Source organism: Kribbella sp. VKM Ac-2566 (assembly GCF_004366005.1).
GTDB classification, from domain to species: Bacteria; Actinomycetota; Actinomycetes; order Propionibacteriales; family Kribbellaceae; genus Kribbella; species Kribbella pratensis.
The window spans coordinates 94076-105598 of sequence record NZ_SODT01000001.1 but is presented as its reverse complement, the minus strand read 5'-3'; the positions used below and the strand labels follow the sequence as shown (position 1 = coordinate 105598).

At 69.5% G+C, this 11523-nt stretch carries 13 protein-coding genes; 7 read left to right on the top strand and 6 right to left on the bottom strand.

Annotation, left to right across the window (positions count from 1 at the left end):
• Nucleotides 1-122 precede the first annotated feature (122 nt).
• On the top strand, nt 123-269 hold the full coding sequence (locus tag EV647_RS41790; protein WP_166658537.1) for a hypothetical protein: 147 nt from the start codon (nt 123-125) through the stop codon (nt 267-269).
• A gap of 19 nt (nt 270-288) precedes the next feature.
• Here EV647_RS41790 and EV647_RS00545 read toward each other — a convergent pair whose 3' ends face one another.
• Genes EV647_RS00545 through EV647_RS00535 form a run of 3 tightly spaced genes read right to left on the bottom strand, consistent with a single transcriptional unit; the run spans nt 289 to nt 3612 of the window.
• Nucleotides 289-1293, bottom strand: a complete 1005-nt coding sequence (locus tag EV647_RS00545) for an S-adenosylmethionine:tRNA ribosyltransferase-isomerase (protein ID WP_133996655.1) — start codon at nt 1291-1293, stop codon at nt 289-291.
• The gene (locus EV647_RS00540; RefSeq protein ID WP_133996653.1) at nt 1290-2009 is read right to left on the bottom strand and encodes an SDR family oxidoreductase; all 720 of its coding nucleotides are present in this window, start codon (nt 2007-2009) and stop codon (nt 1290-1292) included. Before EV647_RS00540 ends, EV647_RS00545 begins: the two co-directional genes overlap by 4 nt.
• A 22-nt stretch (nt 2010-2031) precedes the next feature.
• Nucleotides 2032-3612, bottom strand: a complete 1581-nt coding sequence (locus tag EV647_RS00535) for an FAD-binding oxidoreductase (protein ID WP_133996650.1) — start codon at nt 3610-3612, stop codon at nt 2032-2034.
• A gap of 118 nt (nt 3613-3730) precedes the next feature.
• On the opposite strand from EV647_RS00535, the gene EV647_RS00530 reads away from it, so the two are divergent.
• Genes EV647_RS00530 through EV647_RS00520 form a run of 3 tightly spaced genes read left to right on the top strand, consistent with a single transcriptional unit; the run spans nt 3731 to nt 6871 of the window.
• Nucleotides 3731-4351, top strand: coding sequence for a TetR/AcrR family transcriptional regulator (locus EV647_RS00530; protein ID WP_133996647.1), 621 nt, complete (start codon nt 3731-3733; stop codon nt 4349-4351).
• Nucleotides 4348-5880, top strand: coding sequence for a glycerol-3-phosphate dehydrogenase/oxidase (locus tag EV647_RS00525; RefSeq protein WP_133996645.1), 1533 nt, complete (start codon nt 4348-4350; stop codon nt 5878-5880). Before EV647_RS00530 ends, EV647_RS00525 begins: the two co-directional genes overlap by 4 nt.
• 40 nt (nt 5881-5920) lie before the next feature.
• Entirely contained in the window at nt 5921-6871 is a 951-nt protein-coding gene (locus EV647_RS00520) for a DUF4328 domain-containing protein (protein ID WP_133996642.1), read from the top strand.
• Here the strand turns inward: EV647_RS00520 and EV647_RS00515 are convergent.
• Nucleotides 6859-7614: a protein phosphatase 2C domain-containing protein gene (locus tag EV647_RS00515; RefSeq protein WP_133996639.1), complete on the bottom strand. Its 756-nt coding sequence runs from the start codon at nt 7612-7614 to the stop codon at nt 6859-6861. The two genes, EV647_RS00520 and EV647_RS00515, sit on opposite strands and share 13 nt — an antisense overlap.
• 12 nt (nt 7615-7626) lie before the next feature.
• Complete coding sequence (locus EV647_RS00510; protein ID WP_238175384.1) at nt 7627-8517, bottom strand: NAD(P)-dependent oxidoreductase; 891 nt, start codon at nt 8515-8517, stop codon at nt 7627-7629.
• A 110-nt stretch (nt 8518-8627) separates the two neighbouring features.
• Here EV647_RS00510 and EV647_RS00505 point away from each other — a divergent pair, with 110 nt between their 5' ends.
• Complete coding sequence (locus EV647_RS00505; protein WP_133996636.1) at nt 8628-9239, top strand: pentapeptide repeat-containing protein; 612 nt, start codon at nt 8628-8630, stop codon at nt 9237-9239.
• Nucleotides 9240-9305: 66 nt separating this feature from the next.
• On the opposite strand, the gene EV647_RS00500 is transcribed toward EV647_RS00505, so the two are convergent.
• Nucleotides 9306-9899, bottom strand: coding sequence for a VanZ family protein (locus EV647_RS00500; RefSeq protein WP_133996634.1), 594 nt, complete (start codon nt 9897-9899; stop codon nt 9306-9308).
• Nucleotides 9900-10211: 312 nt separating this feature from the next.
• Here EV647_RS00500 and EV647_RS00495 point away from each other — a divergent pair, with 312 nt between their 5' ends.
• The gene (locus EV647_RS00495) at nt 10212-11051 is read left to right on the top strand and encodes an endonuclease/exonuclease/phosphatase family protein (protein ID WP_133996631.1); all 840 of its coding nucleotides are present in this window, start codon (nt 10212-10214) and stop codon (nt 11049-11051) included.
• A gap of 58 nt (nt 11052-11109) precedes the next feature.
• Complete coding sequence (locus tag EV647_RS00490) at nt 11110-11523, top strand: hypothetical protein (RefSeq protein WP_133996628.1); 414 nt, start codon at nt 11110-11112, stop codon at nt 11521-11523.

Sequence of the window (11523 nt, the reverse complement as noted above, 5' to 3'; positions counted from 1 at the left end):
GCAACTAATCGGCCTAGGCCACAATTTCTGCTCAGTTGGATAAAAGGACATGACAGGTGAGGGCTTGTGCTCGTCTAATCAAGTGACGTCCCGACGGGGGACCGAACGGTTAGGACATCGGTATGAGCCCACGTGCTGTGGACAAGCGAGCCCGGCCCGGTAACGAGCATCAGGTTGTGCGGCCGGCCGCGCCGGAGTCTCCGAACGCGGTGACCGCCTTGCAGACCAACCGCATCTCCCAGCAGAAGCAGCAGGCCAAGGCCTCCTGACATCCCCGCAGCCGGATGGTCAGCGCAGGATGAGGCAGCTGTCGCCGAACTCGTGCCAGAGGTAGTGCTCTTGGACGGCGGCGTCGTAGGCGCGTTGCACCTGGTCGGGGCCGGCCACGGACTCGAGGAGAAGTAGGTGGGAGGCCTCGGGAGCGTGCCAGCCTGTGATGAGTCCGTCGACTACGTATGGCTGGCGTTCCGGACCGAGGATCAGGTCGGTCCAGCCGTGCGCCGGCGTGACGGTGCCGTCGGGGGTTGTAGCTGATTCGATGGCGCGTACGGCGGTGGTGCCGACTGCGATCACCCGGCCGCCGTTGGCCTTGACCCAGTTGACGAGGCGGGCCGTGTGCGCGGGCACGTCGTACCTCTCGGGTTGAGGTGGCTCGTGGCTCTCCAGTGAGGACACGCCGCAGTGCAGCAGGATCGGTGCGATCAGCACGCCCTGCGACGCCAGGTGGCTCACCAGCACGAAGCTGAACGGTCTGGCGGCGCTAGGCATCTCCGCACTGCCCGGGTCGCGAGCGAAGACGGTCTGGTACGACGCCAACGGCCACCGCTTGCCGACGTAGTTGTAGGTGATCGGTCGCCCGTGCCGCTGCAGGTATCCGAGGACGTCGGCCACCGGTGGCTTGGCGATCCACAGGCGGTTCGAGCCTTGGTACGGCGCCAGCAACGTCAATGCGCCTTCCGGCAGCTCCACGCGCTCGCCCACCGTACCGTCGAAAATGGGTGCGCCGCCGTCGCGTAGCTCGACGACCCAGGTGCCGTCGTCGAGCGGTGTCGAGAAGTGCACGGTGTACGACGTGCTGTCGACGGCAGCAGGCAACGTGCCGGACGTGTTCACCAGCAGCAGGTCGCCGGGCCGCAGGTGTTCACCGATGCGGTCGAAGCGGGTGTGCGTGACGGTCGACCCCTCCGCGACCAGCAGCTTCACGTGGTCCCGCGAGAGGCCGCGGGCTTCCGGTGGTTCGCCGGCGTTCAGCGCCTCCGGCAGGTCGAACCTGGTGTGTGGGTGCACCATCATGAGGCCACCGCAGGTGCGAACTCGGCCGCCCGGTACCTGCCACTCGCCGGCCGGCTGTCCAGCAACTGCAGGAACGCCGGTACGACGCTCGCGGGCTCAGGCCGGTCTGAGATGTCCTCACCAGGGAAGGCGGCCTGGTGCATCGCGGTACGCAGATCACCCGGGTCAACCGCGTAGACCGCGAGTGCGGGGTGCTCAGCCGCCAGGACCCGAGTCGCGTGGTCCAGTGCAGCCTTGGCGGAGCCGTAGCCACCCCAGGTCTCGTAGGCCTCCACTGCGGCGTCGGAGCTGATGTTGATCAGCACACCGGACGCTGTGGTGAGTGCGGGGAGCAGGGCTTGTGTGAGTGCGATCGGTGCGAGTACGTCGACCTCGTACACGCGACGGAGCTCGTCGAGGTCGGCCGCGGCCAGTGCTTGCAGCGGGCTCGGCCCGAGGTAGCTGGCGTTGTTGATGAGCAGGTCGAGCCGACCGAGCTCGGTGACCGCCTCCACCAGATCGGCGCGGTGGTCGGGGTCGGTGACATCGCCGGCCAGCGGTACGACGTCGGTGCGGTCAGCCAGTGCGTCGGCGGCGTCCTTGAGCGCTTCGGCGCCGCGCGCGTCGATCACGAGCGCCCAGCCGCGATCGGCCAGCCCGTGCGCGAGTGCGAGCCCAAGGCCGGCGGATGCGCCGGTGACGAGAGCAACAGGACGGTCGGACGGTTCAGGAGTCATGCCGACACCGTCATACTTCAAGCTAACTTGAGGTCAAGCCCTTCTCGGACTCCGGCACCAGGACGCCCGGGTTCATGACGTTGCCGGGGTCGAGGGCGTTCTTGACCGCACGCAGCGTTTCGATCGCCAAGGGTCCGATCTCGGTGGCGTAGGCGTCGCGGTGGTCGGTGCCGACACCGTGGTGATGGGAGATCGTGCCGCCGGCGTCGGCGATCGCCTGGTTGGCGGCGTGTTTCGCAGTCCGCCACTGCTCGATCGGATCGTCGGACTGTGCGCAGATCACCGTGAAATAGAGCGATGCGCCGGTCTCGTAGACGTGGGAGATGTGACAGAGGACCAGCGGCGGCGTGGCGCCCAAAGCACCGACGAGCGCTTTGGTGACTGCCGTCTTCAGGGCCGGGATGCGCGACCAGAACGCTGCTGTCTCGAGGGTCTCGACGAGCGCGCCTTCGTCGAGCAGGGGATCGCGGAGGTACGGCGCCCGGTAGCGACCGACCCGCCAGGTCTCGCCCGGGTCCACGCCGAGGTTCGTCCCGCCGGCGGCTGTCAACACGTCCGCGGTCGCCTGGTTGTACGGGCCGTCGAAGCCGATGATCGCGAGGACGCCACCGGAGCCGCCGCCGAGGACGTCCGGGTCGGCGAGGTTCACCGCGGTCTCGACCTCGTCCGACAGCCGCAGCGCCGTCGGCAGTGGCCCGTCCTGCGCGAGCCGTCGTACGGCGGCCAGCCCGAGGTCGAAGCTCTCGAACCGCCAGCCCTCGAAATGCCGCTCGGTCGGTCGCGGCCGGATCCGTACGACGACCGACGTGATGATGCCGAACGCACCCTCCGACCCGAGCACGAGCTGGCGCAGGTCCGGGCCGGCGGCCGACATCGGGGCGCGTCCGAGCTCGATCGTGCCGCGCGGAGTGGCGAGCGTCAGGCCGACCACCATCTGGTCGAAGCGGCCGTACCCGGCTGACGACTGACCGCTCGACCGCGCCGCCGCGTACCCGCCGATCGACGCGCCCTCATAGGACTGCGGGAAGTGGCCCAGCGTGTAGCCGCGCTCGGCCAGCAGCGCCTCAGCCGCTGGACCGCGGACGCCGGCCTGCAGCCTGGCCGTTCGCGAAACCTCGTCGAGCTCGACGAGTTGATCGAGTCGTCGCAGGTCCACGGTGACGAACCGGCGGGACGGCGCGAGGCCGCCGACGACCGACGTACCGCCGGAGTATGGGACGACGGCGAGGCCCTGCTCAGCGCAACCGGTCAGCAGCTCCTGGACCTCGTCGTGTGAGGCGGGGTAGACGACCGCATCCGGCATGTCCGAGGTGTCGCCTGCACGGTCCCTCAGCAGGTCCGTCGTCGAGTAGCCGCGGGTGTGTGCCCAGCGAGACTCCAGGTCGGAGGCCACATGCTCGTTCCCTACGACCTGACTCAAGAACGACAGCTGGTCAGCCGTGAGCCCTGGTCGGTCGGCCGGTTCGACGGGCTCGGCGGCGGGTCGCCGTACGCCGAGGTGTTTGAGAGCCTCGGCCGCGGCTGCCGGCAGTTCGACCGGGTGGGCGGGGTCGCCCCAGCGGCCGGGCGTGAGTTGCACCACCGGGAGGTCGGATTCGGTCATCGCTGACTCCCTTTCGGTGGTTCTGCGAGGTAGCGTCCAGGGGAGGTGGAACCCCCTGGCTCCCACCTCCCCTGGACAGTTCCGGGATCACAGAGTCGCTGATACACTCTGACGTGTGATGTCTCAGCGTAGCAGCGACTCGGATCAGGAAACCAGCACCCGTCCCACGCCGGCGAACGCGATCGGCGAGGAGCGGATCCTGGACGCGGCGTACGAGCTGCTGCTCGCGATCGGGATGCGCCGGATGACGATGGCCGACATCGCCCGGCACGCCGAAGTCTCCCGCGCGACTCTGTACCGCCGCTGGCCGAACGTGCAGGCCGTGGTCGCCGCGTTGATGACCCGGGAGTGGACGATCGCGCTGGTGTCCGCCTTCCAGCCGGATGCCGTGGACGGCCGGGCGCGCCTGGTCGAGGGTGTCGTCGAGGTGGTCGCGAAGACCCGCGTGCACCCGCTGATGCGCAAGATCATCGAGCTCGACCCCGAGTTCCTCACGCCGTACCTGCTGGAGCGCCGCGGCAGCAGCACCGTCGCCCATCTCGCGCTGGTCGAGGAAGGCATCCGCCAGGGGCAGGCCGACGGCTCGATCCGCGACGGCGACCCGGTGTGGCTGGCGCGGCAGATCATCCTGGTCTCGCTGGCGTCGGCGGTGTCGGGTCCGGTAATGGCCTCGCACGAGGAGTATCCGAAGCTGGACGAGGAGCTGCGGGTGATGCTCACCAGGTATCTGACGCCATGATCAGCGTGGGCAACGCGAGCCTCAATGCAGCACGGCGCTCCCGCGAGCTCGACTCGCTGACGGCGGTCGACGTTCTCGTCGTCGGCGGCGGGGTGACCGGCGCCGGCGTGGCGCTGGACGCGGCCGCGCGCGGACTGACCGTTGCCCTGGTGGAGAAGCACGATCTGGCGTTCGGGACCAGCCGGTGGAGCTCCAAGCTCGTGCACGGCGGCCTGCGCTACCTGGTGTCCGGTCATGTCGGGATCGCGTACGAGAGCGCCGTCGAGCGCGGCATCCTGATGAAGACCACCGCGCCGCATCTGGTGCACCCGATCCCGCAGATCGCGCCGTGGTTGCCGCAGGCAAGCTTCGGGCAGGCGGCGCTGCTGCGGACGGCCTTCCTCGGCGGCGACGTACTACGCACATTCGCGCGGACCAGCGACGACTACCTGCCACACTCCCGCCGGGTCAGCTCGGCCGAGATCCTGCGCTACGCGCCGACGCTCAAGCCCGAGGGGATGCGCGGCGGCTTCCTCACCTGGGACGGGCAGTTGTACGACGACGCCCGCCTGGTCGTTGCGATCGCCCGGACGGCCGCGCAGTACGGCGCTCGCATCCTGACCCATGTCGCTGCCACCGAGGTCACCGGCCGCGGTGCGGTCCTGGTCGATCAACTGACCGGGGACCGGCGGTCGGTGGATGCGCGGGTGGTGATCAACGCGGCCGGGATCTGGGCGGATCAAGTTGCCTCCGGCATCAAGCTCCGGCCGAGCCGCGGCACCCACCTCGTGCTGCCGCAGTCCGTGTTCGGCGGGCTGTCCGCCGTACTGACCGTGCCCGTGCCGGGGGAGCTGCGGCGCGTGGTGATGGCGATCCCGGCGCCCGACGACCGGGTGTACGTCGGCCTCACCGACGAGGAGGCGCCCGGCCCGGTGAGCGACGTACCGCATGCCACCGACGGGGAGATCGACTTCCTGCTGAACACGATCAGCACCGCAGTGCAGCAGCCGGTCACGCGCGCGGACCTGCTCGGCACGTACGCCGGGCTCCGGCCGCTGCTCGACACAGGCCACCACAACGGCGAGGACAAGACCGCCGACATCTCCCGGCGGCACGCGGTCATCACCAGCCCGGACGGTGTCGTGACGATCGTCGGCGGCAAGCTCACGACCTATCGCCGGATGGCGCAGGACGCACTCGACAAGGCGCTCGCCCAGTCGACCATCGAGGTACGGCGTTCCTGTGAGACACACCGGATCCCGCTCGTGGGCGCGGCCGATCGCGTGCACCTGGCCGCGGTGCGGGCGCCGGCGCGGTTCGTCCAGCGGTACGGCGTGGAGGCGCCGCAGGTGATCGCGGGTCCGCCCGAGTTGCAGGACCCGATCGCGCCGGGGCTGCGGACGACGTACGCCGAGGTGAAGTTCGCCGTCCGGCACGAGGGGGCGCTGACCGAGGACGACGTACTGGATCGGCGGACGCGGCTCGGGCTGTCCGCGGCGGACCGGGAGCTCGCGCTGCCCGCCGTACGGGAGGCCTTTGCGGCGGTGTGACTCCGGTCTTGGGGTTAACTTGGCTGCGGGGAGGTAGAAGGTGACGCAGCCGTACCAGGGACCAGGGCCGTATCAGGGGCCGGGGCCCTACCAGCCGATGCCGTACCAGCCGATGCCGGTGGTGCCGCAGTACCGGCCGTTGCGGGCGCTCGCGATCGTCAGCATCGCGCTGATGGGGGTGACCGCTCTCTGCGCCGTGATCCAGTGCGTGCTGCTCTGGCGGTCGTACGGCGAGGTCAAGCGGTTCGTGTACGGGCTGCTCTCCGACGAGGAGATCGAGCGCGGCATGGAGTCGATCGCCGGCACCGGCCCGCTGCTCAACCTGGTCAGCTACCTGCTGATCGGGACCGGGATCGCGTTCCTGATCTGGCTGTGGCGCGCCCGCGACAACGTCGACTTCCTCTATTCGCCGTTCGCCCCGAACCCGACCGTCCCGACCCACGGCGCGCACCGCCGGTCGCCTGGGTGGGTCGTCGGCGCGTGGATCTGCCCGATCGTGCAGTTCTGGTACCCGCTGCAGGTCGTCGAGGACGTCGCCCGCGCCAGCGAGCCCCGGGACCGGCCCGGGATCGCCCGATCCGGCCGGATCCGCGCCCTGCTGTACACGTGGTGGGTGTCCTGGAGCGGCTTCTGGGTCGTCATCGTCGGCGGCGGATCGGCCGCGGTGATCGGGTTCGTCATCTGGATCGTCCGGCTGGTCGAGGTGGCGGAAAGCGACGTCGAGGGTCAGTACGTCGACATCTACGACCTGCAGGACTACATGGTCCGGGTCGCGCTGGCCGTCGACATCGGGTTCACGGTCGCGACGGTCCTGCTCATCGTCGCGGCGGTCACGGCGTCACTGCTGATGCTGCAGATCGGCGGCTGGCAGCAGTCGCGGCTCGCTCCACCGCCGCCGGTCCAGGATTTTGTGCAGCCGCCGCCTCAGACACCGCAGTACGCCCCGCGCCAGCAGCATCCCGGCCAGGGTTTCCCGACTTACGGCCCCTGAAGCAGTACGACGCTCGCATCGTCGTACCGCTTCCAGCCGGGGGTGGTCGCCGCGGCGTCGTGTTCCCGCACCAGGTCGATCAGCCGTCGCGGGCCGTCGGTCGTGAGTACGTCGAGCAGTTCTTCCCACGAGTGTCCGTAGCGTTCGCTGAAGCGGGACGCACCGTCGGACAGGATCGCGATCACGTCGACGTCGGCCCGGTCCGTGGTCCCGACGACTGCCTCGTACGCCGCCTGGGGCTCGGTGCTCGCTGCCCAGAAGCCGCCTGGCTGGTTGCGCAATCGGCGTACGGCCTCGAGGGTCCGCTCCGGGAGACGCTCGATCCGGTCGTCGCTGTGGACAGTGATCTTTCCGTCCGGCGAGCGCAGGACGACGGGTGAGTCGGCCAGGACGAGATGCTCGACGTGGTCCGGGTGCAGCCGAACCATCGAGACAGTGGACGACGGACTGTCTGGGTTGCTGACGTCGCAGGTATCAGCATGGGTCGCCCGGACGCCGGCGATCGCCTCGGCGAGCAGGTCGGGAAGCGGTGTGGGCGATCGGGTGAGAAGTGGAGGGGCCAGTTCGCGGGCGAGCCGCATGACCAGCCAGGGGACATCGTGCCGGCAGCCGGACTCGACGCCCGCCGGAGCCGTGGCACCGTCGAGCACGACGGCGAAGTCAGGCCCGGTCAGGACGAGGTCCTCGTTGCCAGCCGGCGGTCGCCGATCCGGAGCAGCCTCACTAACAGCTCGGATTTCCACAGGCCGATTGTGCTAGACGGGCTCCGACCAACTGTCGGCCAGGGACTGCTCCAGGGCGACCTTGGGGGACCAGCCGAGCGTGTCCCCGATCAGGGTGGGGTCGGCCTGCTGCCACGGCGCGCCGAGCGCGGTCTCCTGCTCGGCGTCGTCGACGATCGTCGCCGGCTGACCGCTGAGCTCGAACAGTTGCCCGGCGATGTCCCGCGCGAGCGTGGCCCGGCCGGTCCCGACGTTCAGCACCGGCGGCAGCTTCCCGTCCGCGAGCGCGACCGCGAGCACCGCCTCGGCCACGTCCCGTACGTCGACGAAGTCGCGCCACACGTCCAGCGACCCGACCTCGATCAGCTGACGCGACCGCAGGTCCCGGATCACCCGCCCGGTGAGCGTACTGTCCGGCGCTCCCGGCCCGATCGCATCGAAGATCCGCAGTACGACGGCGTCCGCGCCGGCTCGCTGCGCCCGCAGCACAAGCTCGGACCCGGCCAGCTTGGTGATCCCGTACGGACCGAGCGGCCGCGGCGCGCTGTCCTCGGACAGGCTGGTGCCGTGCGGAGCACCGCCGTACTCCGCCGCGGAGCCGAGCTGGACGAACCGGGCATGGCCGGCCTGGTCGCGCACCGAGCCGAGCAGGGCCTCCACGGCGATCACGTTCGCCCGGACCAGGTCGGCCGGCTCGCCGAACGTGGCGCCGACTGCGTTGACGATCACGGTCGGCTTGTACATCCCGATCTGCGTGTCCAGCGCGTACGGGTGCATCGCGGCCAGGTCGCAGCGCCGGTACGGCTCGCTGCGGGTCCGGCTCAGTCCGCGGTACTCGATACCCCGGTCGGCGAGCAGCGCGCAGATCCTGGCGCCGAGGAAACCTCCCGCGCCGAACACCATCACCCGCTCAGTTCCGGTCACCCCTCCATCGTGCGGCCGTTATTTGTCGGTCCGCCGTACGTTCTCCGTCGTCAGCATCACAGTGTCGGCACGGCGTGGCAGTGTGGGGGCTCATCGAGTGAGGGAGAGTCATGGCTGACCGTAGCGGCGGGCGTCCGGCGGCGCAGACCGAGTCGACGATCCGGGACTGGGACGACGAGGACCCGTCCGGGCAGACGTACCGCCGGGTGCTGTTCATCGACTCCGACCTGACCGAGGTGGAGAACCGCGCCGGGGTGTTCGAGGAGTGCACGTTCCGCGGAGTCCGGTTCAACGCGTCGACGCATGCCGACGCCGCGTTCGTGAACTGCACGTTCGTGCGGTGTTCGCTGTTCGACACGACGTTCACCCGGTGCAAGATGGTCGGCAGTCTGTTCGACGACTGCGCCCACAGCCTGATGAAGGTCGTCGGCGGCGACTGGTCGTTCACCGGCCTGCCCGGAGCGGATCTGAAGGGCGCCGAGTTCACCGGGGTGAAGATGCGCGAGGCGGATCTGACCGGTCTGCGGGCCCAGAAGGCCGTGCTCCGGGACCTCGACCTGTCCGGTGCGTCCCTGCAGAAGGCCGATCTGACCGGTGCCGATCTGCGCGGTTCCGACCTGTCGACGCTCGATCCGCTGACCGTCACCCTGAAGGACGCCCGGATCGACGTCACCCAGGCGATGGTCGTGGCGGCCGCGCTCGGCCTCGACGTGCGACCCTGACCTCGCTGTGGATATCCCCAGGTAGTCAGGCGGTCATCCACGGTCCTATCCACAGCCTGTGGATAACTATCCGGATAACTGTGTGTTCGTACTGTGATATCTCGCCGGACGACCGGCCGACACCAGGGTCTCGCGTCGGTGCCGGGCCGGATGCCGCGGCCGCCGTACGACGAGCATCGCGGCGTGCTCGACCACCGCTGGGCTGACGACCAGGAAGCCCGGCCGCGCGACCAGGCTCCGGGTCAGCGTCTGGAGGCCGGCGGCCAGGCCGACTCCGCAGAAGGCGCCGACCGAGTTCGCGATCAGGTCGTGCAGCTGGCACGATCTGCCGAGTTGCGGCAGCAGCGCCTGCACCGCCTCGACGGCGGCCGACATCCCGATCCCGGCGGCGATGCCGTCGCCCGGACGACCGCTGGCCAGCGTGAGCATGACCGCGGCCGGCACGAACAGCACGACGTTGAGCAGACCTTGGAGCGACGTCAGTCCGCCGGTCGTGGTCAGGTGCGTGCCGCACTCGCCGATCTGGCCGAGGCGATGCGTCGTCGGGCTGAGCGTCGCCGCGATCACCAGCGCGAACGCGGCCGGCAGGCAGAACGCGGCCAGCCGGGGGACCAGGTCGCCCGGGCGGCGGAGCGAGGAAAGGGCGACCGGCAGGGTCATGCCGGTCAGTACAAGCCAGGTGTCCAACAGGTGTGGGATTCCGCGATAAGTCTCGAGCACGTGTCCGGACCCTCCCGTGGTCGACCTGACTCGAACTCTTCTGGACTTCGTGTTCCTGAATCGACGATCGGCCGACCGCTCCCGCCGCCGCCAGCCTTGTCCGGACATCTGCACGCAGCCGTAAACGCGTCGTGACAGTCTGTGACAGTCCGTGCACAAACTGACACGGAAGCAAGGTGCTCAGGGCAACGATCGTGTGCCTGCCGGTGGTGGGTACCAGGGGTTCGCACCCCCGAGCCGGAAGGAGACGTCGTGGCCGACCCGCAACTTCGTGCGATGACCTGGAACATCTGGTGGCGATTCGGGCCACGCTGGCGGGAACGGCAGCCCGGGATCCTCGCGACGATCGAGCGGTTCACTCCGGACGTGATCGCGCTGCAGGAGGTGTGGGGCGCCGACGGCACGACGCAGGCGGACGAGTTCGCCGATGCGCTCGGGTTCCACGCGGTCTTCGCGTCGCCGTCGTACCCGCGGACCCCCGAGCCGGTGCTGACGCCCGATCACGACGGCGTAGAACTCGGGATCGCGCTGCTGAGTCGGTGGCCGATCGTCGAGCACGAGGCGATCCCGATGCCGGCCCGCCATCGGTCCTGGGATCCGGTCGCCCTGCGTGCCCGGGTCGCTCATCCGGCCGGTCCGCTGCCGATCGTGGTGGCGTGCCTGGAGCATGCGACGACCTTCAGCGACGACCGGCTCGCCCAGGCCGCACTGCTCGCCGACCTCGGTACCGATCCAGCCGCCGACGGGCCGTGCCCGTCCCTGGTGATGGGCGATCTGAACGCGGCGGCGGACAGCGCCGTACTGCGTCCGCTGCGCGAGGTCCTGATCGATGCCTGGACGTCGGGCAACGGTGCGTCCGATGCGGTGACGCTGCCGTCGACGCATCCGTCCGCGCCGCTCGAGGCCGGTCCGGAACTGGTCGATCAGCGGATCGACCACATCTTCTACCGCCCGGGCCACGAGGATCAGCTGGTCAACGTCGAGTCAGCCGTCATCGCGGGTGACGCCGTCGACGGCACCTATCCGTCCGACCACCGTGCCGTCGTCTGCGACTTCCGCTGGCGCAACCGAACGGATCCACCGATCGGTTGAGCTGAGTGGGGCCGAGTGGACGATGCGCCCACCCGACCCTCGACGAGACAGTCGACACATGACTCCTCCGGTGAATGTCGAACACCCGCGAAGTATGGCCGCGTTGCGGAGCGTGCAATTGCTGACCGGCGGTTATCTCGCGATCAGCGTGCTCACACTGGTCGCCATCGTTGCCCTGCGCCACCATGCAACCGTGGTGAACGATGCGGTCTGGGTCCGCGGGACGATCGTGGTCGCGAGCGCCCTGCTGACCGTCCTGTTCGCCCGCAGCGCGGCCAGGGGTTCGCGAAGGGGCTACCTCCGGCTCCGGATCGTCTCGGCGGTCATGCTGGTCGCGATCGTGGTGATCATCGCGCTGCCGGGCACCTTCCCGCTGTGGATGAAGGGCGAGCAGGCTGTCTGCGGCCTGCTGCTTCTGGGCGTCGCGCTGCAGGTGAACAGCAAGCACCTTCGCTCGGTGTTCACTGGGTGA

Coding starts and splice junctions, on each gene's coding strand:
- EV647_RS00530 (WP_133996647.1), top strand. CDS start 3,731: ATGTCTCAGCGTAGCAGCGACTCGGATCAGGAAACCAGCACCCGTCCC.
- EV647_RS00535 (WP_133996650.1), bottom strand. CDS start 3,612: ATGACCGAATCCGACCTCCCGGTGGTGCAACTCACGCCCGGCCGCTGG.
- EV647_RS00540 (WP_133996653.1), bottom strand. CDS start 2,009: ATGACTCCTGAACCGTCCGACCGTCCTGTTGCTCTCGTCACCGGCGCA.
- EV647_RS00500 (WP_133996634.1), bottom strand. CDS start 9,899: ATGACCCTGCCGGTCGCCCTTTCCTCGCTCCGCCGCCCGGGCGACCTG.
- EV647_RS00525 (WP_133996645.1), top strand. CDS start 4,348: ATGATCAGCGTGGGCAACGCGAGCCTCAATGCAGCACGGCGCTCCCGC.
- EV647_RS00490 (WP_133996628.1), top strand. CDS start 11,110: ATGACTCCTCCGGTGAATGTCGAACACCCGCGAAGTATGGCCGCGTTG.
- EV647_RS41790 (WP_166658537.1), top strand. CDS start 123: ATGAGCCCACGTGCTGTGGACAAGCGAGCCCGGCCCGGTAACGAGCAT.
- EV647_RS00505 (WP_133996636.1), top strand. CDS start 8,628: ATGGCTGACCGTAGCGGCGGGCGTCCGGCGGCGCAGACCGAGTCGACG.
- EV647_RS00545 (WP_133996655.1), bottom strand. CDS start 1,293: ATGATGGTGCACCCACACACCAGGTTCGACCTGCCGGAGGCGCTGAAC.